The sequence below is a fragment of the Clostridioides sp. ZZV14-6345 genome (genome assembly GCF_020657775.1).
GTDB classification, from domain to species: domain Bacteria; phylum Bacillota; class Clostridia; order Peptostreptococcales; family Peptostreptococcaceae; genus Clostridioides; species Clostridioides difficile_D.
On record NZ_JAGWCX010000012.1, the window covers coordinates 45,830 to 71,413 of the forward strand.

At 26.1% G+C, this 25,584-nt stretch carries 30 protein-coding genes; 22 read left to right on the forward strand and 8 right to left on the reverse strand.

The features are described 5' to 3' along the window. Positions 1 to 10 precede the first annotated feature (10 nt). The 3 genes from KGF39_RS04840 (at position 11) to KGF39_RS04850 (ending at position 3,081) form a co-directional block, all read left to right on the forward strand. On the forward strand, positions 11 to 1,198 hold the full coding sequence (locus KGF39_RS04840) for an aspartate aminotransferase family protein (RefSeq protein WP_054273991.1): 1,188 nt from the start codon (positions 11 to 13) through the stop codon (positions 1,196 to 1,198). Between the two features lie 106 nt (positions 1,199 to 1,304). After that, on the forward strand, positions 1,305 to 2,327 hold the full coding sequence (argF, locus tag KGF39_RS04845; protein WP_054273990.1) for an ornithine carbamoyltransferase: 1,023 nt from the start codon (positions 1,305 to 1,307) through the stop codon (positions 2,325 to 2,327). Between the two features lie 136 nt (positions 2,328 to 2,463). Beyond that, positions 2,464 to 3,081, forward strand: a complete 618-nt coding sequence (locus KGF39_RS04850; protein ID WP_227821409.1) for a DUF4878 domain-containing protein — start codon at positions 2,464 to 2,466, stop codon at positions 3,079 to 3,081. 218 nt (positions 3,082 to 3,299) lie between these two features. On the opposite strand, the gene KGF39_RS04855 is transcribed toward KGF39_RS04850, so the two are convergent. From KGF39_RS04855 to KGF39_RS04880, 6 genes are all read right to left on the reverse strand, one after another. After that, entirely contained in the window at positions 3,300 to 3,998 is a 699-nt protein-coding gene (locus KGF39_RS04855) for an amino acid racemase (RefSeq protein ID WP_227821410.1), read from the reverse strand. Positions 3,999 to 4,135: 137 nt separating this feature from the next. Next, positions 4,136 to 5,353, reverse strand: a complete 1,218-nt coding sequence (locus tag KGF39_RS04860) for a M20 family metallo-hydrolase (RefSeq protein WP_107594863.1) — start codon at positions 5,351 to 5,353, stop codon at positions 4,136 to 4,138. A 191-nt stretch (positions 5,354 to 5,544) separates the two neighbouring features. Next, positions 5,545 to 5,958, reverse strand: a complete 414-nt coding sequence (locus KGF39_RS04865) for a GNAT family N-acetyltransferase (RefSeq protein ID WP_054273986.1) — start codon at positions 5,956 to 5,958, stop codon at positions 5,545 to 5,547. Between the two features lie 234 nt (positions 5,959 to 6,192). Continuing rightward, entirely contained in the window at positions 6,193 to 6,831 is a 639-nt protein-coding gene (locus KGF39_RS04870) for an ABC-2 transporter permease (RefSeq protein ID WP_227821411.1), read from the reverse strand. Then, the gene (locus KGF39_RS04875; protein ID WP_413927068.1) at positions 6,831 to 7,694 is read right to left on the reverse strand and encodes an ABC transporter ATP-binding protein; all 864 of its coding nucleotides are present in this window, start codon (positions 7,692 to 7,694) and stop codon (positions 6,831 to 6,833) included. Before KGF39_RS04875 ends, KGF39_RS04870 begins: the two co-directional genes overlap by 1 nt. Beyond that, a complete protein-coding gene (locus KGF39_RS04880; RefSeq protein WP_227821413.1) occupies positions 7,691 to 8,065 on the reverse strand; it encodes a GntR family transcriptional regulator in 375 nt (124 codons plus the stop codon). The genes KGF39_RS04875 and KGF39_RS04880 overlap by 4 nt, the downstream gene beginning before the upstream one ends. A gap of 407 nt (positions 8,066 to 8,472) precedes the next feature. On the opposite strand from KGF39_RS04880, the gene KGF39_RS04885 reads away from it, so the two are divergent. From KGF39_RS04885 to KGF39_RS04905, 5 genes are all read left to right on the forward strand, one after another. Further along, on the forward strand, positions 8,473 to 8,817 hold the full coding sequence (locus KGF39_RS04885) for a replication/maintenance protein RepL (protein ID WP_227821414.1): 345 nt from the start codon (positions 8,473 to 8,475) through the stop codon (positions 8,815 to 8,817). Positions 8,818 to 8,833: 16 nt separating this feature from the next. Then, the gene (locus KGF39_RS04890) at positions 8,834 to 9,430 is read left to right on the forward strand and encodes a hypothetical protein (RefSeq protein WP_227821415.1); all 597 of its coding nucleotides are present in this window, start codon (positions 8,834 to 8,836) and stop codon (positions 9,428 to 9,430) included. A 36-nt stretch (positions 9,431 to 9,466) separates the two neighbouring features. Further along, positions 9,467 to 12,061 (forward strand): ATP-dependent chaperone ClpB, encoded by a 2,595-nt coding sequence (gene clpB / locus KGF39_RS04895; RefSeq protein ID WP_227821416.1) that lies wholly within the window; start codon positions 9,467 to 9,469, stop codon positions 12,059 to 12,061. A gap of 192 nt (positions 12,062 to 12,253) precedes the next feature. Then, entirely contained in the window at positions 12,254 to 12,724 is a 471-nt protein-coding gene (locus KGF39_RS04900; protein WP_227821417.1) for a methylated-DNA--[protein]-cysteine S-methyltransferase, read from the forward strand. Between the two features lie 390 nt (positions 12,725 to 13,114). Beyond that, positions 13,115 to 13,255 (forward strand): hypothetical protein, encoded by a 141-nt coding sequence (locus KGF39_RS04905; RefSeq protein ID WP_065388308.1) that lies wholly within the window; start codon positions 13,115 to 13,117, stop codon positions 13,253 to 13,255. Here the strand turns inward: KGF39_RS04905 and KGF39_RS04910 are convergent. Next, positions 13,252 to 13,623: a helix-turn-helix domain-containing protein gene (locus KGF39_RS04910; protein WP_227821418.1), complete on the reverse strand. Its 372-nt coding sequence runs from the start codon at positions 13,621 to 13,623 to the stop codon at positions 13,252 to 13,254. The two genes, KGF39_RS04905 and KGF39_RS04910, sit on opposite strands and share 4 nt — an antisense overlap. Before the next feature lie 537 nt (positions 13,624 to 14,160). Between KGF39_RS04910 and KGF39_RS04915 the strand changes: the two genes are divergently transcribed. Beyond that, complete coding sequence (locus tag KGF39_RS04915) at positions 14,161 to 14,418, forward strand: hypothetical protein (RefSeq protein ID WP_227821419.1); 258 nt, start codon at positions 14,161 to 14,163, stop codon at positions 14,416 to 14,418. A 120-nt stretch (positions 14,419 to 14,538) separates the two neighbouring features. On the opposite strand, the gene KGF39_RS04920 is transcribed toward KGF39_RS04915, so the two are convergent. Beyond that, on the reverse strand, positions 14,539 to 15,219 hold the full coding sequence (locus tag KGF39_RS04920) for a VanZ family protein (protein ID WP_227821420.1): 681 nt from the start codon (positions 15,217 to 15,219) through the stop codon (positions 14,539 to 14,541). 238 nt (positions 15,220 to 15,457) lie between these two features. Here KGF39_RS04920 and KGF39_RS04925 point away from each other — a divergent pair, with 238 nt between their 5' ends. From KGF39_RS04925 to KGF39_RS04980, 13 genes are all read left to right on the forward strand, one after another. Next, positions 15,458 to 15,757 carry a hypothetical protein gene (locus KGF39_RS04925; RefSeq protein ID WP_227821421.1) on the forward strand — a complete coding sequence of 100 codons (300 nt, stop codon included), beginning with the start codon at positions 15,458 to 15,460 and terminating at the stop codon, positions 15,755 to 15,757. Between the two features lie 305 nt (positions 15,758 to 16,062). Beyond that, positions 16,063 to 17,718: a dihydroxy-acid dehydratase gene (ilvD, locus tag KGF39_RS04930; RefSeq protein WP_227821422.1), complete on the forward strand. Its 1,656-nt coding sequence runs from the start codon at positions 16,063 to 16,065 to the stop codon at positions 17,716 to 17,718. Between the two features lie 347 nt (positions 17,719 to 18,065). Next, positions 18,066 to 19,004 carry a S8 family peptidase gene (locus tag KGF39_RS04935; protein ID WP_054273971.1) on the forward strand — a complete coding sequence of 313 codons (939 nt, stop codon included), beginning with the start codon at positions 18,066 to 18,068 and terminating at the stop codon, positions 19,002 to 19,004. Positions 19,005 to 19,486: 482 nt separating this feature from the next. Further along, positions 19,487 to 19,810, forward strand: coding sequence for a flavodoxin domain-containing protein (locus KGF39_RS04940; protein WP_227821423.1), 324 nt, complete (start codon positions 19,487 to 19,489; stop codon positions 19,808 to 19,810). Positions 19,811 to 19,912: 102 nt separating this feature from the next. Beyond that, complete coding sequence (locus KGF39_RS04945) at positions 19,913 to 20,281, forward strand: MerR family transcriptional regulator (protein ID WP_227821424.1); 369 nt, start codon at positions 19,913 to 19,915, stop codon at positions 20,279 to 20,281. A 343-nt stretch (positions 20,282 to 20,624) separates the two neighbouring features. Further along, positions 20,625 to 22,280 (forward strand): helix-turn-helix domain-containing protein, encoded by a 1,656-nt coding sequence (locus KGF39_RS04950; RefSeq protein WP_227821425.1) that lies wholly within the window; start codon positions 20,625 to 20,627, stop codon positions 22,278 to 22,280. Between the two features lie 50 nt (positions 22,281 to 22,330). Continuing rightward, entirely contained in the window at positions 22,331 to 23,083 is a 753-nt protein-coding gene (locus KGF39_RS04955; RefSeq protein ID WP_227821426.1) for a TSUP family transporter, read from the forward strand. A gap of 161 nt (positions 23,084 to 23,244) precedes the next feature. Then, on the forward strand, positions 23,245 to 23,379 hold the full coding sequence (locus KGF39_RS19840; protein WP_054273965.1) for a hypothetical protein: 135 nt from the start codon (positions 23,245 to 23,247) through the stop codon (positions 23,377 to 23,379). 260 nt (positions 23,380 to 23,639) lie between these two features. After that, positions 23,640 to 23,933, forward strand: coding sequence for an autorepressor SdpR family transcription factor (locus KGF39_RS04960; RefSeq protein WP_009889969.1), 294 nt, complete (start codon positions 23,640 to 23,642; stop codon positions 23,931 to 23,933). After that, positions 23,914 to 24,555, forward strand: coding sequence for an SdpI family protein (locus KGF39_RS04965; RefSeq protein WP_227821427.1), 642 nt, complete (start codon positions 23,914 to 23,916; stop codon positions 24,553 to 24,555). Before KGF39_RS04960 ends, KGF39_RS04965 begins: the two co-directional genes overlap by 20 nt. A gap of 252 nt (positions 24,556 to 24,807) precedes the next feature. After that, a complete protein-coding gene (locus tag KGF39_RS04970) occupies positions 24,808 to 24,948 on the forward strand; it encodes a hypothetical protein (RefSeq protein ID WP_227821428.1) in 141 nt (46 codons plus the stop codon). Further along, positions 24,948 to 25,139 (forward strand): carboxymuconolactone decarboxylase family protein, encoded by a 192-nt coding sequence (locus KGF39_RS04975; protein WP_227821429.1) that lies wholly within the window; start codon positions 24,948 to 24,950, stop codon positions 25,137 to 25,139. The genes KGF39_RS04970 and KGF39_RS04975 overlap by 1 nt, the downstream gene beginning before the upstream one ends. Positions 25,140 to 25,305: 166 nt before the next feature. After that, a partial coding sequence (locus tag KGF39_RS04980; protein ID WP_227821430.1) for a transposase occupies positions 25,306 to 25,584 on the forward strand: 279 nt, incomplete at its 3' end.

Below are 25,584 nucleotides of genomic sequence, written 5' to 3' on the forward strand. Positions count from 1 at the left end.
GATAATAAAAATGAATAATAATAGTACAAGTTCAAAGTGGGATGAATATTTTATAGATACATATAACCAGCCTAATTTTGTTATAGATTATGGTGAAGGAAGTTGTTTTTTTGATACTGATGGCAATAAATATATAGATTTTACGAGTGGATATGGGGTATCTTCTCTTGGATATAGCAATAATATTCTAAAAAATACTCTAAAGGAGCAAGTGGATAAGTTACTGCATACTTCAAATCTATATTTTAATGAGCCAGTATTGTATGCAGGAGAGAAAATAATTAATGCAAGTGGGATGGATAAAGTATATTTTTGTAATTCTGGAACAGAAGCAAATGAAACAGCATTCAAAATAGCAAGAAAGTATAGTAGTGATAAATATGGTGAAGATAGAGGAACAATCATAAGTTTGAAAGATTCTTTTCATGGTAGAACAATGATGTCTTTGATGGCAACTGGTATGGATAAATATCATAAGTATTTTTATCCACTTCCCAAAGGTTTTAAATACATAGAAAGAAATAATATTGAAGATTTTAAAAATAATATTGATTCAACAGTTTGTGCGATAATTCTTGAAGCAATTCAAGGTGAAGGTGGAGTTAATGTTCTTGAAAAGGATTATGTTTTGGAACTAGTAAAAATATGTAAAGAAAAAGACATAGTAGTAATTTTTGATGAAGTTCAATGCGGTATAGGAAGAACTGGTAAACTTTTTGGATATGAATATTTTGATGTAAAACCAGATATAGTTACCATAGCAAAAGGACTGGGAGCAGGAATACCAGTAGGCGGAGTATTAGTAAATAAAAAACTTTCAAAAGTACTAGGAAAAGGAGACCAAGGTACAACTTTTGGTGGTAATTTATTAGCTATGGTGGCAGCTTCAGTTGTATTAGATGAGATATCTAAAGACGGTTTTTATAATGAAGTATTAGAAAAAGGAAATTATATAAGAAAATCTATTGAAGATTTTAATAGTAAAGTTGTACTAAAGACAAAAGGTATTGGTTTAATGATAGGAATTGAAACTAATATCGAATCTAGTATTATAGAAGAGAAAGCTAGAAAAAAAGGATTGCTTATTTTGACTGCTGGTAAAAATGTATTGAGATTTTTACCACCATTAACAATCAGCTATAAAGAAATAGATGAGGCTCTTGAAATCCTAAAAGATATATTACTAGAAATTAATTAAATATTCAAAAAGTAATCGATTAAAGATAAGAATCAAAGTAAATAAAAAGTAAAGTGATAACAAGTTTAATTGAATTTAAAAAGTTTATAAAAAGGGGCGAATTAATATGAATAATATAAGTTTAAAAGGAAAGAGTTTTTTGACATTAAAGGATTTTACAAAAGAGGAGATTAGATATTTATTAACTTTATCTAGTTATTTAAAAACTAAGAAAAAGGTGGGGATAAAGGGCGATTTGTTACAAGGTAAAAATATAGCTTTATTATTTGAGAAAACATCAACAAGAACTAGATGTTCATTTGAAGTAGCTGCTCATGATGAAGGGGCACACGTAACTTATCTAGGTCCTAATGATTGTCATATGGGCAAAAAAGAGTCTGTATCAGATACAGCAAAAGTTCTAGGAAGATTCTATGATGGGATAGAATTTAGAGGATTTAAACAAGAAACAGTTGAAAGTTTGGCAAAATATTCTGGTGTACCTGTTTGGAATGGGCTAACAGATGAATATCATCCAACACAAATACTTGCAGACTTTTTAACAGTAATTGAAAATGTAGATAAAGATTTGAATAAAGTTAAATTTGTATATGTTGGTGATGCTAGAAACAACATGGGAAACTCATTGATGATAGGATGTGCTAAAATGGGAATTCATTTTATAGCTCTTGCACCTAAGGAGCTTTGGCCAAATGAAAAATTAGTTAAAGAAATGAAAGAAATAGCTAAGAAGTCTAAGGGAGATATAATGCTGACTGAAAATATTGATGATGTTAAAGGTGCAGATGTTATATATACAGATGTATGGGTTTCTATGGGAGAAGAAGAGCAATATGAAACAAGAATAAATCAACTTAAGGATTATCAAGTAAATATGGATATGATAAAGAAAACTGAAAATGAAAATGTTATATTTTTACACTGTCTTCCAGCATTTCACGATTTAGAAACTAAAGTTGCTCAGGAGATTTATGAAAAATTTGGATTATCAGAATTAGAGGTTACAGATGAAGTATTTAATTCAAAACATTCAAAGGTATTTGAAGAAGCTGAAAATAGAATGCATACTATAAAAGCTGTTATGGTTTCTACAATGACTGATGTAAATATGAACAATAATTTAGTATAAATATTCATAGATATTTCTTAGTTTAGGTTTTTCTTTAATAAAAATTCATAAAATATTTTAAATATATCATTCAAAAACTCTTATTATATGTTAAAATAACTTATGTATCAACAAATTAAGAGGGAGGATTTGAGATATGAAAAAAATTATATTAGCTTTAACAACTTTTTTCTTAGTAATATCTTTAACAGCATGTTCAAGTGCAAAGCCAGAAGATACAATTGATAGTTTTTTTAACAGTGCAAAGAAGTTTGATTTTGAAGGCATGAATAAGGTGATGGAAAATAATGACGAAAAATATAAAGATATATTAAAAGAATTAGAGACAGAAGACCCAAATACACAATATGTTTTAGATTATCTAAAACAGAATGCATCTAAAATCACATATACAATAAAAGACAGTGAGGTTAAAGGTGATAAGGCAACAATCAAAGTAGAATGTAAATTTATAGATTCAACACCATTACTTCAAGAGATAGTAGCTGAGGCATTTACAAAGATGATTGGTATGAGTTTTTCAGGACAAGACCTAACTGATGAGAAAACAACTGAAATGCTAGTATCTATTATGAAAGAAAAACAAAAAAGTGTTAAAGAGACTTATGTAACAAAAACTGTGGAGTTTGAATGTTCTAAAAAAGATAATAAATGGATAATAAGTTCAGTAAATGATACAGTAGCTGATGTATTGTTATCTAATCTTGTTACAGCAGGACAAGAATTTTCTAACTCTATGAATGCCCTTGAATAATATTAGCTTAGGTGTAGTAAAGCAATAAATATATGACTATTTTTATAAATAAACATATAAATATTTACGAAGGATACCATTTCTGGTATCCTTTTTATTAATATACTGAAATACATGGTTAATTTCTATATTATTAAGAAACTATGATATATGTTATAAGCTTATACTATTTGATATAAACTTATAACATATATTTTTTATAATATAGTACATGAAATTTATTTAACTAATTTTAGATATTTATTGATAACTGATTCAGCTAAACATTTTGATGAATCAACAATATTTATTGAAGAATATGATTTTTCTAAAACTACATTTAAATCAGTACAAGCTATTACTATATTTTCTATAGATTCGCTTTTAACATCTTCGATAAGTTTATTCCAAATATCGATATTATGTGGATTTTCTTTATCTATTTTTATATTTTGAATAAGAGTGTTTAATTGTGTTTGCCATTCATCTTTAAATATAAATTCATGCCCATTATATATTATACCATTTTGGTAAATTGTAGATTCAAAGGTTGAACTAGTCGAAAAAAGAGTTACTTTTTGCGAGATAGTAGGTAATTTCTTAACTGTTTCTTCTACAATATTTAACAGTGGTATATTAATTGATTCTTTTAATTCTTTAAAATATATGTGTGCTGAATTGCATGGCATTGCAATAAAATTTACACCAGTTGCTTCAAGTTTTTGTAATCCATCAATTATAGTTTCTTTCATAAGTTCATGGTTTATTGGACGGTCAAGATAAAATGGAGTAGGTAATGAATATATCATCATCTTTGGAAATTCATCATCATATTTTGCTCCATATTGAGATTGACATTCATCGATAACTAAATCAATAAAGGGTGCTGTTGACCTTGGACCCATTCCAGTTAAAATACCGATTAATTTTTCATTCATAAAAATTATCCCCTTATATATAAATATATTTATGTATAAAATTACGTTTTATAATAGATTATATTATATAATTATATAATATAAATATAAAGTAAATCTTTAGATTATATATTTTAGTATACTTTCTTATATAAAAATTATTTTAAATCAAGATTATCTAGTATTTTTAAAAATATTTTTACAGCAGTATCTAAATCCTCTACAGAAACACTTTCATTAGGATTATGACTCACGCCTCCAGCACATCTTATAAATACCATACCAATATCAGTTATATTATCCATTTCCTGAGCATCATGGCCAGCACCACTATAAATATAAAAAGGATTAAGATTTAAATCTATAAAACTTTTTTCTATGATTTTTGTTATTTTATTGGAACATGGTACAGGGACATTTTCAAAAGCAAGTTCACTTGTATAATTAAGTTTTCTATTTTCACATATATGAGATATTTCATTAAATATCTTTTCTACTGAATTATCAAGAATTTCTTGAGAACAAGAACGTACATCAAGAGTAAATTCAGCTCTTTCAGGTACTACATTTGATGAAGACGGATAGAAATTCATCTTTCCGACAGTAGCAACCAAATCATTAGTCGTTTTAGCTAGATTTTCAATTGATAATACACATTCACAAGCACCACATCCAGCATCAAATCTCATATTCATTGGCAGTGTACCAGCATGTCCAGATTTACCATTTACTGATATCTTAAAACTTTTAAATCCTGTAATACTTGATACAATTCCAGCAGGAAGAGCTTCATTTTCTAAGACAGGTCCTTGTTCAATATGAAATTCTAAATATGCATCTATATCTTTTCTAGGATGTAAATTTATTAAGTTTTTAGTATTAAATCCAAATTTTGTTACAGCTTCTTCAAGTGTAATCCCATTTTCATCAACAGATTTAAGCAGTTTTTCTTTAAAAGTACCAGCAAAAACTTTGCTTCCCATTAAAGAAGTTTCAAATCGAGTTCCTTCCTCCTCAGCGAAAGCAACCAGCTTAATATTGAAAGGGTAAGACTTATTATTGTGTTTTGCTTCCTCAAGTCCAATTAGAGGAACTATTATTCCTAGCATACCATCAAATATACCTCCACATTTTACACTATCTTGATGAGATGCAACTACTAATGTAGGAGCATTTGGAAAACTTGATTTATATGTACCTATAACATTTCCAATGTCATCAATTTCAATATCAAGATTCAAATCTCTCATCCATGAACTAATTAAATCAATAGATTTTTTATGTTCTTCAGTTAAGATGAGTCTTGTAAGACCATTTGTTGTTGAACTTATTTTTCCTAATGTTTGTAGATATTCCATACATTTTTTTCCTAGCATATTTACCTCCTAAAGATATAATTTTTTATTTGAGCTAATATTAGCTTTTAAACTTATAATTTATAAACTTTCAAATAGTTTTGTATTTATAATAAAACACTATTTTAGCATTAACAATAATATAAGAATATAAAAGATGTAGAAGAAGAACAGAAGTTTTAAGTTAAAAATATTAAATATGATTTTTATTACTATAGTGTTTTTTTAAAGTAATATCTCTTTCCAGTTATAGGATAATTTTCAAGTGAAAATACCTTATGGTATCCAAATTTCTCATAAAATTTAGGTGCTTGAAAACTGAATGTATCTAAAAAAGCATATTTACAACCTCGTTCTTTAGCAATTTTTTCCGCATTATATAAAAGTTGACTTCCAGTACCTTTATATCTAAGCTTCTCACTAACCCATAAGTATTTTATAGAAAGCCAATTACCATGAGTAACACCTATAAAACCCGCAATAATTTGGCCTGTTTTATCTCGAATATATATTCCTAAATCTACTGGATTTTTATCTTCAAGTCTAGCAAGATTATATTTTAATAATCCTTGAAAAATAGTATCTTCATCTTGTTTTTCTATTTTTTCTGTAATTTCTAATTCCATATTTGAATTGTCTCCTTGTATAATCTTTTGTATATTGGTATTTTTAACAAAATCAGTTGAAAGAATATAGTTTAACATTATTCTAATAGGCATTTATGCTGATGTCAAACTAAGAATAGTAATAAAATTATAAATACCTAGTAGAGATTAACAACAAAAAATAAAATACTACCAAAATAAATTCGATAGTATTTCATTTAAATCACTCAAATAGAGAAACATATGTAGCATATTTTATACTTCTTTTTTACTATAGATTTTTGATGATATAAAATATGAAACCACAAATAGAAAAGTAGCAATAAATGGAAGAGAATATGTTAGTGTATTAAATATAATTTCTATAGAAATAGGTGAACTAATATTTTCTAAAATACTTTTAAAAACCAATAAAGCTAGTGTTGGAACTAAAAAGCATAAAATCATTAACAAACGAGCTCTTTCTGTACCAAATTTATAAATAAGTGGTAAAATAAGGCTACCAAAACATACAGAAACTGATAAGGTTAATGCATTGATAAGTAGTGTTTCACTTAATACAAGTGTATTTTTAAAATAACCGATAATGATACTAACTATAAGTGAAACAAGGACACCTATAAAGCTAAATATTAACATAGTTAAATATTTACTTAATACAATATCATTACGTTTAATAGGCATTGTAAGTACATAACTATCCCATTTATTTAAATCATCATATGAAAATGTTGAAACAATCATTGTGGTACATAAAACTATAATAACACCTATAAAGTTATTAACATTTCCATCTCCCAAAGAAGACATAAAGCCAAACATAATGATGAATAAAAGTATAAACTTTACATTTCCTTTCAAATTAAGTAAATCTTTTAAAATTAGACCTTTCATTATTTATCACCTCTCACATAAAATAACATAATTTCTTCTATAGACGTATTATCAACAATACAGTTTGGATGTTTTGATATAAATCTATGTTTATCTTTAAGAAGTACATCATATCCAAATTGGCTTTTACGATAATATGAATAATCTTCTTTTGTAAGGTTACCAAAGTCACTAGGTTTACATTTTAAAATTCCCATAGTATCAATTAATTCATCCTTATTTTCACTAAATACAATTTTTCCTTTATGTATAAATGTAATATAGTCTGCTATTTTATCTAAATCGCTTGTAATATGTGAAGATAAAATAATAGAGTGTTCTTCATCTTGTATAAAATCTAAAAATATATCTAGTATTTCTTCACGAACGATAGGGTCAAGTGAACTAGTTGCTTCATCTAGTATTAATAGTTTTGGTTTATGTGATAGGGCTACAGCAATACTAAGTTTCATCTTATTACCCTTTGAAAACTCCTTAATTAGTTTATTGTCTGGTACTCTCAGCTTTTTTAAGTAGTCTTTGAATAATGTGTGACTCCAATTTTTATAGATTTTACTCATGATTTTTGAAACATGGTCAGTATTTAAGTTTTCATGAAAGTTACTTCCCTCAAATACAACACCAATTTGTTCCTTAATTTCTTTTTCATTTTTTTTATTATCAAGACCAAAGATTTCTATATTTCCACTATCATAAGAAATTAAATTTAAAATTGCTTTTAATGTAGTTGTTTTTCCTGCACCATTTTCACCTACAAATCCCATTACACTCCCTTTTGGTACTGAAAAAGATATATCTTGTAGGCCAAAATCCTTATAAGTTTTGTTTAAATTTTTTATAGTTATTGCGTCCATACTTATCATTCTCCTTTATATAATAAAAATAAAATATCTTTTAATTCGTCATATGTAATATCACTACTTTTTGCTGTATCAACTGCTTTTTGTAGGTACTCTTCAATTAAACGAAATTGTTCTTCTTTGACAAAATCCATGTTTTTACTAGATACAAAACTGCCTTTACCAGTAACTGTCTCAATAAATCCGTCTCGTTCTAAATCGCTATATGCTCGTTTTGTAGTAATTACACTTATTCTAAGTTCCTTTGCCAATAGTCTCATACTTGGAAGAGCTGATCCTTCTGATAACTCTCCACTTATAATCATACTTTTAATTTGTGTAGTAATCTGTTCATATATTGGCTTTCCACTCGAATTACTAATAACTATATTCAACAAAGCACCTCCTTAAAGCGTGTATATAGTATATATACATTATATAAATATATATATACTATGTCAATTAGTTTTAGAAAAAAAGTAATTGGAAACTTTATACATTTGATAAAAGACTAATTTATTAAATAGATTAAAGTTTTAAAAAAAATTTATAAATATTATTCAAAATACTACCAATAAATTGGAAATGCTAACTTAAAAAAGTATTAAAGTTTAGTTTATAGCTAAATAAAAGTTTAGTTCAATGGTAAACTTTCTGTATTTTCAGTTTTGACATACATATTTTTTTGTAATATATTTATATTATCAATTAGAGATAAGGAGAGTGAGAAGAGATATTTAATTTAGATAAGACATTAAAAAAAGATTTAAATCAGGAATACACAGAAAGTAAAAGTTTAGTTATGAATAAAAGTAAATACATGAATGTTTGCTTTAAGAATTATATTAAAGTAGTAGAAGGAATGTATACTAAGAGAGACTTAATTCCATTAAAATTAATAAACTCTATGGATAAAAATAATAAGATTAGAAAGACGTTACATGAATTATCTTGTGAATTTGAATATCCAAAAACTTCTTTATCTTCATTGTTTACAGAACTTAAAAAAATGGATTTTCTACAAAGAGTGAAAAATGGTGAATATATGATAAATCCACATATAGCATATAAAGGTAGTAGAGCTGATAAAGAAAGTTTATTAGAAGAATATAATCAGATAAAAAGACCTAGTAAGGTTAGTAAATAAGGAAGAAGGTTTTTATATGAGTTTAAAACTTGATAGAAATGTTCTACAGTGGTTTGATTATGTATTTGAGAATGAAAAAACTAGTTTGAGACACTACAATTTTAACTGTATACTAAAAGAAATTAGTTCTGCTAGTTTAAATAAAGTAGCTTTTATATTAGAAAAAAATAACTCTAGGTATTGGAAGCTTTATTTTGAAATACCAGCTGAAGTTACTTTAAAACTTAAACAAAACATTCATCCTTTATTTAGGGAGTATATATACGAACAAGTATCACTGTATAATAATAATCAAATTTACAATTTTGTAAATTCAAGCATATTAAAAGTGTTTAATAATATTGCTATTTATCAATATAATGTTTTAGAAAATATATATACTATTGATTTTAGAAAGAACTTTATAGATAAATGCCAGTATTTATTAATAGGTGAAAAAAGACTTATAGATGAGGATTTATATTTAAGAGCAAAATCAAAAGAAGTATTCGATTTTTTTAACTCAGATGGAACATTTAATTTAACACTGAGTTTCGATATACAAAAAAATGAAAATTTACTTGATAGTCTTTTAGAGCTTAGAAAATCAATAATTATAAATGAGAGAATTTAATTTATTTGGATATAATATTAAAATGGAGGGATTTATATGGACGTAGAAAAAATGACTTTAAGAGTTCAAAAAAGTTTAAATGAGGCTTATAATGAAGCAGTAAAAAATCATAACCAACAAGTAGATGTAATTCATCTTTTCTCAGCACTTATTAATCAAGAGGATGGATTAATACCAAATATAATCGAAAAAATGAATATATCAATTGATTCTTTGAGAAATACTGTAAACTTTGAAATTGATAAGCTACCAAAAGTGTATGGAGAAGGTGCTGACTCACAAGGCGTATCAGCTACTAGAAAAATAAATGAGGTGCTTATAAAGGCAGAGAGCATTTCTAAAGAATTTAAAGATTCATATATAAGTGTAGAGCATGTTATGCTTGCAATGATGGAAACAGAATCAAAATCAGTTGTTGGTAAAATATTAAAGCAATATAATATAAATAAAAATGATTTTTTAAGTGTTTTATCACAAGTGAGAGGTAGTCAAAGAGTAGAAACACAAGACCCAGAAGGAACATATGATGCACTTGCTAGATATGGAACAAACTTAGTAGATTTGGCTAAGAAAAATAAATTAGACCCTGTAATTGGAAGAGATGAAGAAATAAGAAGAATTATAAGAATTTTATCAAGAAGAACTAAAAATAATCCTGTATTAATTGGTGAGCCAGGTGTAGGTAAAACTGCAATTGTTGAAGGATTAGCAGAGAGAATCGTAAGAGGAGATGTACCAGAAGGGTTAAAAGATAAAATTGTATTCTCACTTGATATGGGTGCTTTAATTGCTGGTGCAAAATATAGAGGTGAATTTGAAGAAAGATTAAAGGCAGTATTAAAAGAAGTTCAAAGCTCTGATGGAAAAATAATACTATTTATAGATGAGATTCATACTATAGTTGGAGCTGGTAAAACAGAAGGTTCAATGGATGCAGGTAATCTTATCAAGCCTATGCTTGCAAGAGGCGAATTAAACTGTATTGGTGCAACTACTTTTGATGAATACAGAAAGTATATCGAAAAAGATAAAGCACTTGAAAGACGTTTTCAACCTGTAATTGCAGAGGAACCTACTGTTGAAGATACAATATCTATACTTAGAGGTTTGAAAGAAAGATTTGAGATACATCATGGAGTAAGGATTCATGATAATGCTATTGTAGCAGCAGCAAAGCTTTCTCATAGATATATACAAGATAGATTTTTACCAGATAAAGCAATTGATTTAATTGATGAAGCTGGATCTATGATTCGTAGTGAAATAGATTCATTGCCAACAGAACTAGATGTTGTCAGAAGAAAGTTATTTACATTAGAAACTGAAAGAGAAGCTTTACTTAAAGAAAATGATGATAAAAGTAAATCAAGATTGGATGATATTCAAAAAGAAATAGCAGAGTTAAAATCTAAAAATGATGAAATGACAGCAAAATATGAAAAAGAAAAGAGTCAAATATTAGATATTAAAAACTTAAAAGCTCAATTAGATGAAGCTAAAGGTAAAGCTGAAAAGTATGAGAGAGAATATGATTTTAACAAAGCAGCAGAGGTTAAATATGGTGAAATACCTAAATTAGAAGAACAAATAAAACAATACGAAGAAAATATGAAAGATGGTTCTGAAAATTCACTTTTAAAAGAAGAAGTTACTGAAGAAGAAATATCTAGTATTGTATCAAAGTGGACAGGTATACCAGTAACTAAACTAGTTGAAGGAGAAAGAGAAAAATTACTTAAACTAGAAGATGAACTTCATAAAAGAGTTATTGGACAAGATGAAGCAGTTACAGCTGTTTCAAATGCAGTAATACGTGCAAGAGCAGGGTTAAAAGATGAAAGAAAACCAATTGGTTCATTCATTTTCCTAGGACCTACAGGTGTTGGTAAAACTGAACTTGCAAAAACTCTTGCTAGAAATTTATTTGATAGTGAAGATAATATAATTAGAATTGATATGTCTGAATATATGGAAAAACATGCTGTATCAAGATTGGTTGGACCTCCTCCAGGATATGTGGGATATGAAGAAGGTGGTCAACTTACAGAAGCAGTTAGACGTGCTCCTTATTCTGTAATATTATTTGATGAGATAGAAAAAGCACATGAGGATGTATTTAATATGTTCTTACAGATATTGGATGATGGTAGACTTACTGATAATAAAGGTAAGACTGTAGATTTCAAAAATACTCTTATAATAATGACTTCTAATATAGGAAGTAATTATCTATTAGATGCAGGAGGTAATATAACAGAGACTACTAACAATTTAGTAATGAATGAAATGAAGCATAGATTTAAACCTGAGTTTTTAAATAGAGTAGATGATATTATAATGTTTAAGCCTCTAGACCAAGAAGATATCAAGAAAATTATAGACATATTTATGAAAGATTTAAAAAATAGGTTAAAAGAAAAAGATATTACTATTGAAGTTACAGATTCAGCTAAAGATGTTATGGTTAGAGAAGGTTATGACCCTGTATATGGAGCAAGACCGCTTAAGAGATATATAGGAAATACATTAGAAACTGTAATTGCAAAGAAACTTATTGCTGGAGATGTGTATAATGGATGTACAATAATTATAGATGGAAAAGATGAAAATATTGAAGTTTTAGTTAAATAATAAAAAAATCAGTAGGACAAAATATTTGGTATATTGTGTCCTACTGATTTTTTATTTATAATATCTTTATCATATTTATAGAAATATGTATTTTTAAATATTTGAATTTTTTAATAAATATTAATAAAGTATAGGATATAAAAAAGTAAAATTACTTATATAATTAATGAGTATGAAAGGATATAGTGTCTAATGAAAAACATATTTTACTATGAAACTAAAATTGGAAAAATAGGAATAGCAGAAAAAAATAATTATATTACAAATCTGTTTTTTGGAACATCTAGTTTAGATTATGAAAAATATTTACTCAAAGAAACAAAAGTTATAAAAGAAGCAAGTAAACAGCTAAAAGAATATTTAGATGGAGATAGAAAAGAATTTGATTTACCATTACAGTTGTCAGGTGGTGAGTTTAGTAAAAAGGTCTGGAATGAACTCCGTAAAATTCCATATGGTGAAACAAAAACTTATGTAGAACTAGCAAACATAATTAATAATCCTAAAGCATGTAAGGCAGTGGGAATGGCTAATAGTAAAAATCCTATTTCTATTTTTATACCTTGCCATAGACTTGTTGGTTCCAATGGTAGCTTAAGAGGATATTTAGGAGGAATAAAGGTAAAAGAATATTTATTAAAACTTGAACAAGAAAATAAATAATATGAACATATGGTAAATAAAAGTTTAAAAATAGTAATTTATATATAAAATTTAAATCAATTCTAAAGAATTAAAAGAAAGTTAAATGAATATAAAAAAATTATATGTTTATAAAAAATTTTATAATAAAAATCATCCTAAAAAATATATAAAAATAGAAAAAATATACAAGATTCTACAATAATAGATTTTTTTGTTATTATTACGAGTTTTTTATTGCAACTGTAGAATAAAAGTATTATTATATAATTAAGATAATTATCTAGGAAAATTTTGGATAATCAAAATATATTTTATAAAATAAAAATATAATTATATAAACTTTATTGAAAATTTGTTGGGAATTTCTGACTAACATTAAGAACGTAAGTTTGTTGGGGGATGGTATATGTGGAAAAGTCAAATACTACTGTTACAAAAAAAGAAAAAATTGAAGATATAGGAATGAAATTAGACTATTTATTGAGTGAAGATATTGCTTTTTATGAATTATTACTTGAGATTTTGTATAAAGAGAAAGAAGAGAATTAATTCTCTTCTTTAATGAATCTTTTTAGATAGGCATTATCAATCATTTTTTCTATAGCTTCTCTATCTTCTTTTTCAAGAGAATATATTTTTTCTAAAAGTTTTTTTGTTTTTTCACTTACTGATAAGTTCTCTATGATTAATTTATCTTCTTCGCTTATTTTTGTATTCTCATTTACACCTAATAAATAATCTGTTGATGTTTTCAATGCTTTTGCTAATCTTACTATTATTTCACTTTTAGGTTCTCTTAAATTATTTTCATAACGTGACAAGCTAGCTTCAGTTATACCAACTTTAGTAGCAAGTTCTTTTTGATTTATATCTAATTCTTTTCTCAGATTTGCTATTCTATCTCCTAAACTTTCCATATGTACATCACTCCTTACCGAAATTATAAGTTATTTTGATAAAAAGTAAAATAAAATTACCAAAAATATAAAAAAAAAAGATTAAAATAAGAAAATATATTGAAAATTACCATTTGTATATGTATAATATGAATTATACAAATGGTAATTAATTGAGAGGTGATGTATTGAAAATAAAAAACTGAATTAATTTGTAAATATATAAATTGTTGAATGTTTTAACTTAAATATAAACAATATATAAATTTTTGATAATAAAATTACCAAATGTATAAAATAAATCAATAGTATTGATAATTTAATGCTTTAATAAAGATATAATTTAGTTATAATAGATAAAAATACAATTTACTAATAAAGCAAAGTATTATTAAAATAATGTTCTTTAAGATAAGCTTTTATTAGATATACAATTGATAGAGATAATCATATTAAAAAATCGAAATAATAAGTTTAAATATTTAAATAATCTAAAAATCAATCGTAAAATATTATTTCTTAGAAATTAAAATGGATTAAGTAAATGGAGGAATTGATATGGTAATAATTAGGAGTCAAGATAAAACTAATTTAATGCAGGCAAACCGAATTAAAATAGATGATAGGCAAATTTATGTGATATTTGAAAATAGTATTGATACTATAAAAATAGGTGATTATGAAAGTAACACAAGAGCTATGCAAGTGGTGGATAATATACAAAATTTTATTGAAAATGGAACAAAATATGATTATATAACATCTAATAAAATTAGATACAATATCAATAAAATATTTCAAATGCCAACTAAATAGTGAGTGTGTATTTTTATGTTTAAGAACTAAAGCCCTCTTTTATACAGTATGAAAGAGGGCTTTACATATTTATAAGTATGGAAGTATATGTGTTTTATCAGTAGATTATTTAATAAGGATTTAATAAGGTATGATGGACCAATTAAATAATAAGAATTCTCCTAAAACAGCAAGTATTAAATATATAATAGCTTCATTTTTATAAAGAAAGGTAATTTTTTTGCTTATATCATCATCGATTGTAATAGCAATCTCATCTTGAGTAATATTTTTACATATAGATGAAAACATAGAATTTTTCTTTATAAGATTAAATAAATTACTTACACATATCCATAGGAAATATCCTAAAACAGTACCTAATGTATTCATCATTAAATCATCAATATCTGTAGCTCTGAAATTAAATAATTGACAAAATTCAATTGATAATGAAAAACCTAATCCAGTTAATGACACATTGACAATATTTCTAAAATTTTTCCAAATTAAAGGTAGTAAGAATCCCAAAGGCATAAACATAATTATATTTAAAATATAAGTTAAAATACCATTTGAGTTAAATGGTATTAAATTTATTTCATTAATCCTAAAAAGGTTACTATACTTTCCTATATCCCATATGCTCCCAATACCAGCTTTACTAAGTGCTAAGTAAATATATAATAAAAAAATATATACCCATACTAAATGTATCACTAAGTTCTTTTGACCTTTCAAATCTTTTCTTTTTATAACTACTATTTGGTATATTAAACATGGTAATATAACACAAAGAAATGAATAAAATGTCCATATCATTTTATTTTTTCTCCTTTCAAAATTTGTATTTTTAGTTCTATAAGTACTATCTTTATATTAAACTTTAAGTTTAAAAAATCTTTTAATAAAATCTTAAAAATTTATTAACTTATAAAAAATATATATAATCAAATTTTCTACAATTATATTTAGATGGATAAAAATTTTATCGTATGTATAAATATTATAAATATATGGAAATAATAATAGTATATTTTGGTAAAGTAGGAGGAATTCTATGAAATGGATTAAATGGTATAGTATTACGTGTATATGTATTTTTACAGTAGTAGCTTTTTATATGTTTATATTTCCTAGTAAAATAGAAACAATTGATACTTCATCTGCTTATAGCCTTATTGAAAAGAAAGTGCCAAATAGTGCTGTATATCAAGGGTATAAAAAGAATCCAGTTAATGGTACTACTACAATTTATTATAACTATAATAATTCAACTCATATAGTTAAATTATCACATCCCGAAGACTATTCAAGGGAGATTAACTGGAATAAAGTTTCAAATATTAGATTTGATTAATTCATAATCTTTATAGACATTTATGTTTTTATGTCAAATATTTTGTAACTTTATTTGTAGTCGAGCACTTTCTATTATAGAAGTGCTTTTTCTGCTTTATATCATAAAAAATATTAATCTATAATTTGTAAAATACACTAAAAAGATAATTACATAATATGATTGTGTAATATATTGATAAAAAATCGTAATAATTTTTTATTAGTATATGCTAATATTTTTTTAGATTTTTCGTAATTAATCAATAGAAAAATATATTATAATAATATTATGAAAATTTTAAAAAGTAAGAGAGAGGTAATATTATGAGAAGTGATATAAAAAAAGGAATAGAAGGAGCTCCAAAGAGAGCGTTAATGTATGGAATGGGTCTTACTAAAGAAGAAATTGAAAGGCCATTAATAGGGATAGTAAATGCACAGAATGAGGTGATTCCTGGACATCTTCATCTTGATGAAATAGCAGAAGCTGTAAAAAATGGAGTGAGAATGAGTGGTGGTTTGCCATTAGAATTTCCTGCTATAGGAGTATGTGATGGTATAGCTATGGGACATGTAGGAATGAATTATTCACTTGCTTCAAGAGAATTAATAGCAGATTCAATAGAAGCTATGGCTATGGCACATGGTTTTGATGCTTTAGTACTTATACCTAATTGTGATAAGATAGTGCCAGGGATGTTAATGGCAGCTGCAAGACTTAATATACCAAGTGTTGTTGTGAGTGGTGGACCTATGCTTCCAGGTAAAAAAAATGGAAAAGTATATGATTTTAATTCTGCAATGGAAGGTGTTGGAGCATGTAAAGATGGAACAATGAGTGAAGAAAAATTAGAAGAATTAGCTATGAACTCTTGTCCTGGATGTGGTTCATGTTCTGGACTTTTTACAGCAAACAGTATGAATTGTTTAACAGAAGCCTTAGGGATGGGTATACCATATAATGGTACTGCTGCATCACATTCTGGAGAAAGAAAAAGAATAGCAAAATATGCAGGTATGTATGTTATGGAGCTACTTAAGAATAACATAAAACCTAGAGATATTTTAACAATAGATGCTTTTAAAAATGCTATAACTGTAGATATGGCAATGGCTGGTTCTACAAATACAGTACTTCATTTACCTGCGATAGCTTATGAATCAGGAATAGAGCTTAACTTAGATTTTTTTGATGAGATAAGTGAAAAAACTCCTTGTTTAACAAAATTAAGTCCAAGTGGAAAACATCATATTGAAGATTTACATATGGCAGGAGGAATACCAGCTATAATGAATGAACTTTCAAAGATAAAAGGAATAAATTTAGACTGTAAAACTGTAACAGGTCATACTATAGGAGAAAATATAAGAAATTGTGAAATAGAAAATGAAGAGGTAATACATACATTAAAAAATCCATATAGTAACCAAGGTGGGCTTGCAATATTGAGGGGAAATCTTGCTATAAATGGAGCTGTTGTAAAAAAGTCAGCAGTTGCAGAAGAAATGTTAGTTCATGAAGGACCAGCAAGAGTTTTTAATTCAGAAGAAGAAGCTGTGAGTGCTATATTTGGTAAAAAAATAAACAAAGGTGATGTTATAGTCATAAGATATGAAGGACCAAAAGGTGGTCCAGGAATGAAAGAAATGTTATCTCCTACATCAGCAGTTGCAGGGATGGGACTTGATAAGCATGTGGCACTTCTTACTGATGGTCGTTTTTCAGGAGCAACTAGAGGAGCATCTATAGGTCATATTTCTCCAGAAGCTATGGAAGGTGGTTTAATTGGAGTAGTTGAAGAAGGAGATGTGATTTCTATAAATATACCAGAAAAAAAATTAGAGTTAAAAGTAAATGAAGTTGAAATAGAAAATAGAAAATTAAAATTTAAACCTTTAGAACCCAAAATAAAACATGGATATTTAAGTAGATATGCTAAACTGGTAACATCAGCAAATACAGGAGCAGTTTTAAAATAGTAGACTATATTTACGAAAATTAGAAAAAGTTAAGTAAATATTAATTGGATACCTTAAGTGTTATAGCACTAATGAGGTATCCTTTTTGTTTTACATAAAAAATATAAATGTTTATATGCAAAATTATTAAAGATATTCTATGTCAGTTTTGTATATGTAAGTAAACATGTATTTTTTAATATAATTATCTAAATATTATTTTATATATAATAAAATATGACTCCTAAAAATAAAAAATACATCATAAATATAAATAAGTAGAAATAGGTTCTAATTTGATTTATAAACTTATTATAAAATAAAATTTATAATTTTTATAAGCAATAAAATTTTTAGGAGGATATATGATGAATAAAAGAATGAAATTAATCCCATATGAAATAAATGAGAATCTAAGAGGAGCAAAAAATAAGTTTCCATATGGAATAAAACAAATGAATGCTAGAGGAATGTGGGATGAAGGTTATACTGGCAAAAATATTGTAGTTGGTATAATAGATACAGGATGTGATATGTCCCATCCTCTTTTAAAAGGCAAAATAATTGGTGGAGCAAACTTTAGTGATGACAGTAATGGAAATAAAAATATATATGAGGATTTTAATGGGCATGGAACTCATGTGGCAGGCATTATAGCTGCGTCTAATTATAATAATGAAGTTATGGGAGTAGCTCCAGATTGTAAGCTATTAATAGCAAAAGCATTAAATAAAGATGGTATTGGAACATATCAAAGTATAATTAATGCTATTAATTTTGCTGTAAATAAAAAAGTTGATATTATATCTATGTCTCTTGGAGGAAACAAAGATGATAAAAATTTGAAAAATGCTGTCATGCAAGCAGTAAAAAATAATATTTCTGTAGTGTGTGCGGCAGGTAATAATGGAGATGGAGATTCTAGTACAAGTGAGTATAGCTATCCAGCCAGTTATGCTGAGGTAATAGAAGTAGGAGCAATAAATGAAAACTATTTAGTTGAGAAATTTAGTAATTCAAACACTACAATAGACTTGGTGGCTCCAGGAAGAAATATCATATCAACTTATATGGATAATAAACTTGCTATTATGAGTGGTACTAGTATGAGTGCACCATATGTATCAGGGTCACTAGCACTAATTAAAGAATGGGCAAGAGAGGAGTTTGAAAGAGATTTAGATGAAGCTGAGCTATATGCACAATTAATAAAATGTACAAGGGCACTTGGAATACCTAGAACAGAACAAGGAAATGGGTACCTATATTTAAATCTTTATAAATACAAGAATAATAGCAAAAGATAATTTCTAATTTGATGATAAGAGACTGATATTGTATATAATCAAGAGAAATAACAAAAATTTAAGTGTAGAATTTTATATCGATGTATAAAAATGTGTTGAGCAATAAAGTTTATAAACATGTCAGGTAATTAGAATTGTAAAATAAATATACAGTATTATAGATAGCACATCTGAAAAAGGTGTGTTTTTCTTTGTATATATACATATAAACAGACCTACAAGATGGTTTAAAAGATATACAAAAATACTATAAGTAAGAATTTTTCATATGAAAGATTAGAAACAAATACAATACAATGTTATGACACAGAGTAAATAGTCTAAAATATAAATAATAAATATTATTAATAAATATTGGATTTCAAAATCAATTGTGATATTCTAGATTTAGAAAAACAAAGAGATTTCAAATAAAGGAATCTTTTATTTTCTAGATGTTAGTTAACTATTGATTAATTAAAAAAATACTACAGGAGGTAAGAATGAGTAAAATATATATTGTTTATTGGAGTGGAACAGGAAATACTGAAAAAATGGCAAATTTTGTAGCTGATGGTGTGAAGTTAAAAGGTAAGACACCAGAAGTTTTAGATGTTAGCTTACTGAAAGCAAGTAATTTAAAAGAAGAAGATAAATTTGCATTAGGTTGCCCATCTATGGGAGCAGAGCAATTAGCTGAATCAGATAGTGAAACTGCAATTCCACATAATACCTTTCCTTTACTTAGCTTTTCTCTAATCATAGTTGCATATTTTTCCACTTATATTATCCTTTCTTCTGTCAATTTATTTTTTCACTTCAAATAATACAACTTCAACTTAACTTGAAGTCAATACTTTTTATTGACTATTGTATAAAGTGTTTTTATAATGTTCTTATTCATATAAAATTTTAGGGGGGTAAAAAATATGAAATATTCCATAACTGATGTATCAAAAATAACAAATATTTCTCCATCTGTTATTCGATTTTATGAAGAAAAAGGTTTATTACTTCCTATTAATAGAAAATCAATTGGTGTTCGTTATTTCTCAGAAGAGGATATAGAGCGTTTTATATTTATTAAAGAATTAAAAATAGCTGGTTTATCCATTAAGGATATCCATGAATGCTTTCATTTTTGTGATATGGTAGATGATACAACAGATAAAAGAATCCAGTTATTTCAGCAACACAAGCAAGATATTAAAAATAAAATACATGAACTAGAAGGTTGTATAGACAAAACAAATGATAAGATAGATTATCTAAGTAAAAAAAAGATGTGTAAAAAATAATTTTTATAAAAGAATTTAATAGTTTTTTTATTTCTCTAAGATAGAAGAATATTAATTGAAACTATTTAATGTTATCTTTTCTAAGAGATGTTTCTATAAATTCTTAGCAATGTGTTATTAGCTATTTATATATGTAATAAAAAAGAAAATTATGATAATATATATTAATGTAAGTCGTAAAAATATTTTAAGACAACACTGATTTTACAAAATAAAAAGGGAATTGTAAAGTCTATTGAAATAGCCGAAAAGCTAAATTATAGTAAAGTAAGAGTAAGTAGAGTTGTAGGAATCACAGAAGAAGGAAGAAAAAACATTTAGACAAAAACTAAGAGGTGAGCTTATGGAGTATTTTAGTGGGTCAAATAATGAGGTACAAAAATTTGATTGGGGAGAGGTTACATGGATACATGAACCATTAAAAACACAATTTAATAGACTTAGTGCTGGGATTGTAAGATTTTTTCCAGGAAACTGCCAGAAAAAGCATTTTCATTTAAGTGAAGAACAGCTTTTATATGTAATTCAGGGAGAAGGAATACAAATAATTGATGGCAAAAAGGTCAATATAAAGGAAACATCCATAGTTTATTGCCCACCATATTCAGAACATGAAATTATAAACACTGGTAAAATCGATTTAGTAATATTAATTACTTATGTTCCTCATAAATTTTCAAGCTTGAGACAAATACCCATCGTATTTTCTGAAAATACTATACAAGAGTTAATTAATGTAAATATAATTGAAAATCTTGCAAATCAAATATCTAATATATTAAAGCTTAGAATATCTGTATACGATTCAAAACACAAAGAAATATTTGAGACTAATAAAGAAGATAAATTTTGTGATATTTGTAAAAGTGTAAAAATGTGCACTAGAAAACTTGTTAAAAGCATAAATAATGATAATTTTACAAGAGTGTACCATTGTGAGTATGGTGTTTCTAGTTTAGAGATACCTATAGTATTAGAAGAAAATATAGTTGGATATATAGAATGTGGCAATTTTATAGTATACAAGTCCATTGATGTATATAAAAATTTATCTGAACTATCAAGTAGTTCAGATATTGACATAAAATATATAAATGAAATTTACAATAAATTCCCATTAACTCCTAAAAGTAGATTATATGTATTAAAAGAAAATCTATTAATGATGTCTGAATTTATTCAGGAAATAGCTAAGAGAAATTTCTTTGAAAATCAACTTAGTATAAAAGATGAAGAAATATTGAAGAATAGAAAAGAAAATATAAGACTTGAAGAAGCACTTAAAAAAGCAAATAGTAAATTATTAGAAGAAAAGTACATCATTAATCCAATAGATATGTTCAATAATGTTTTAAAAGAATATCCCTTTGAATTAGAACTTTATATTGAAAAAGAAATTAAAAATATGAACTTAGAAGGTGTTTATAATCTAATAGATGCAAATAAATTAATATATAATGATATTAGAGATACTATTCAGGAAATGATATTTGTATTATCTAGAACAGTGCTTAGAGACTTAGGAGATTTAAAGCTTATATCTTGTTTAAGAAGTAAATACAATAAAAAAATATCTCTTGTAAACAGTGATGAAGATTTATGGGATGTATTATTTGAATTTTCCAAAGAGTGCATTGATGAGAATAGAGCATTTTGGAAAAAAGATAAGGGAAATCTTATTGAAAATATAAACGAATACATACAAAAATATTATAAAGAAAATATAAATTTAAATAGTATATCAGAGGTCTTTTTTATAAGCCCAAATTATTTGAGTTCTATTTTTAATGAAAAAAATAAAGTTTCAATAACTGAATATATAAATCTTCTTAGGATAGAAGAATCTAAAAAATATCTATTAGATAGAAGTATGAGTATTAGTGACATTTGTAAGAAAGTAGGTTTTAATAATAGTAGTTATTTTTCACAAATATTTAAGAAGTTTAATAATATAACTCCAAATGAATATAGAAAGAATATTCTAGATAATAAAGATTAAATAAGATATATATTTTAAGAAAAATTGAAAGAGAATGATGGAGGAATTTTATGTTTGCAATTATTTTTTTATGTATAGGTGGTTTTTTAGCTTCTTTTGTAGATTCTATAGCAGGAGGAGGAGGGCTTATAAGCATGCCTGTTCTTATGGCAATTGGAGTGCCAGTGCATCTTGCTATTGGTACAAATAAATTTGCAGCATCAGCAGGGTGCATAAGTAGTGCTTATAGATATGCGAAATCTGGAAAAATCAATAATGACCTTTTAAAAAAATTAGTACCATTTACTATTATTGGTAGTATTCTAGGTGTAAGATGTGTACTATCAATAAGTGAAGATATATTAAATGTCTTGGTTGTAGTAATGATTTTAATAGTAGCTATTTACACCTTTGTTTCAAAAAATTTAGGTCAAGAAGATAATTTTGAAGCTGTTAATAAGAAAAATTTAAGATTAGGAATGCTCATGGCTCTTATAATGGGTTTTTATGATGGTTTTTTTGGTCCAGGTACAGGAACTTTTTTAACTTTTGGTTTTATAAAAATATATGGATATGATTTTTTACATGCTTCTGCAAATACAAAAATATTAAACTTAACAAGTAATATAACTTCATTATTATTATTCATGATAAATGGTCAGGTGTATTATCAGATTGCTATAGTATTTGCATTAGTGATGATAATAGGTGCTTATGTTGGTGCTAAAGTTGCTATAAAAAAAGGTTCAAAAATGATAAAACCAATATTTCTAGTAATGGCATTGTTTATGGTCACAAAATTAGTATATCAGACGTTACTTTAGTGTGTTAACTTTTTAGTTTTATAAAAATTCTAATTATTTTCTAATGTAGTTCATATATAATACACATATAAATTGTAATATTATGATATAAGGTTATATCATAAAAATATAACTTTGATTTATGTATATGAAATATATAATAATTTGTGGGAGGAATATTTATGAACATATCAAGAAGAGCTATGAAGATAATTGAACTGGCACAAAAAATTGCTAATAAAAGAGGTGTAACAGTACAAGAAGCTTGGAATGATGCCATGAGAGAATACAAAGAAAAATATGAATATGTTGCATAATGGTATGCGTTATATTTTAAATATAAAAAATATAAAACAAAAGGGCTTGGAGTTTAATTTCTAAGCTCTTTTGTTTTTGAAATTAAAATATTTAGATAAAAATAAGAGTTTAATAAAATTGGCCTATTTAAGCAAATTAAAAACTTCTATGTGAAAATTTCAAATAACTATTTAGAAAATTTTCTAAATAGTTATTGAAACAAAATGAGAGTTATAGTATACTCTATTTAGATGAAATTCTAAATAGAGAGGTGATGGTGTTGGGGTTTCCAGAAACTTTTAAAGCTCTTTCAGACCCTATACGAAGAGAAATATTGGTTATGCTAAGGGAGAATAAAATGTCAGCAGGAGAAATTAGTGAAAAATTTAATATGACAAATGCCACAATTTCTTATCATCTATCTCAATTAAAAAAGGCAGGACTCATATTTGAAACAAAGTATAAAAATTTTATTTTCTATGAAATAAATATTTCGGTTTTTGAAGAAGTTATGCTTTGGTTTTCACAATTTATGGAGAAGGGAGAAAAAGATAATGAAAAAAGCGATAAATAAACAATTTGTTTTATCTACTTTAATATGTTTTATACCATTTATTGTATCGATATATTTTTATAATATATTACCAAATGAAGTTGCAATTCATTTTGATAACTATGGGAATCCAGATAATTATGCTCCAAAGGTTATAGCAGCTTTTGGTGTACCATTGTTAATGCTATGTATCCATTTATATACATGGTTTAGACTTGAGAATGAACCTAAGAAAGCGGCTCTTTCAAATGTTATGCAAAATTTATCAAAATGGGGAGTTGCTATACTTTCAGTGATTCTACAAATTATGATGGTTTTGTATTCAACAGGAATTAGTTTGGAGTTTAATTTTTATACAGGCTTAATTTCGGGGATATTAGTTATTTTATTTGGAAATTATCTTCCTAAATGTAAACGAAATTATTCAGTTGGAATAATTTTACCATGGACCCTTAATGATGAAGAAAATTGGAATAAGACACATTACTTAGCTGGATGGATTTGGCTTATTGGTGGAATATTATTAATTATTAATGCATTTATTAATATTCCTTTTTATAATATCTTTGTAATCTTTGTAATTGTAATATTACCATTTATATATTCTTATTTGATGTATAAAATTTCAGGTAAAAATAATTAATGTAATCAATCACTATCATAATATTTGGATAAAGATAATATATTTCAGAACTAAAATAGATAATGAGGAAATGACTAAGACCTTTGTTTTAGTTCTGAAAAAATCTTACTTAATGATAACTTGTTGAGATTTTTAAAAAATTATATAAATTAGACTATTGAACATAAATTGAAAGTTTGTACCTAATGTTGAAAGGATAAGTATAGTGTGATACTATTATAAGAAATTATTTATAAATATAGGAGATAGAAGATGAATACTAAAGAAATGAGGGCATATAGGGAATTTTACAATAAAAAATTAAGTGAGACAGATGAGTTTTTTAGAATATTTGGAAGTCTTGATGATAAGACTTATTCAGAAGGAGCTATAAGTAAAAAAATAAGGAATTAATGGGGTTAGCTATTTCAATTTTAAGTCGATGTGATGAGTGTATTTGTTATCATATTGAGGGCTGTATTAATTCTGGAGCAAGTAAAAATGAAATTATAGAAGCTATAAAAATAGGTGTAATTGGTGGTGGGTCTATTACATATCCAAACGCAAGATTTGCAATAAAAATCTTAGAAGAGTTTAACATATAATCTTAACAGTGGTAGTTTATTTAGACTATTAATAATGAGTTTTTAAAATTAAGTTTTATTTTCTAAGCTTATTTTTGGGTCTTTAAAATAAAGTGTGTATTCTTCTAAAAAGTGGTGATAATTAAAATATTAAATATCACTATATAAAGGAAGGTGCACACTTTTTATGTTTAACAAAAACGAAATATTAAAAAAACTTATTGAAGAATATGATGTTAAAACAACTACAGATATTCAAGATATGCTAAAAGATTTATTTGCAAGTACAATTCATCAAATGTTAGAAGCGGAGCTTGACGACCATTTAGGTTATGATAGATATGACAATAAGAATAAAAATACTAAAAACTCTAGAAATGGATATAGAAATAAAAATGTTAAATCAGATTTTGGAGAAATAACTTTAAATATTCCAAGAGACCGAAATGGAGATTTTGAACCAAAG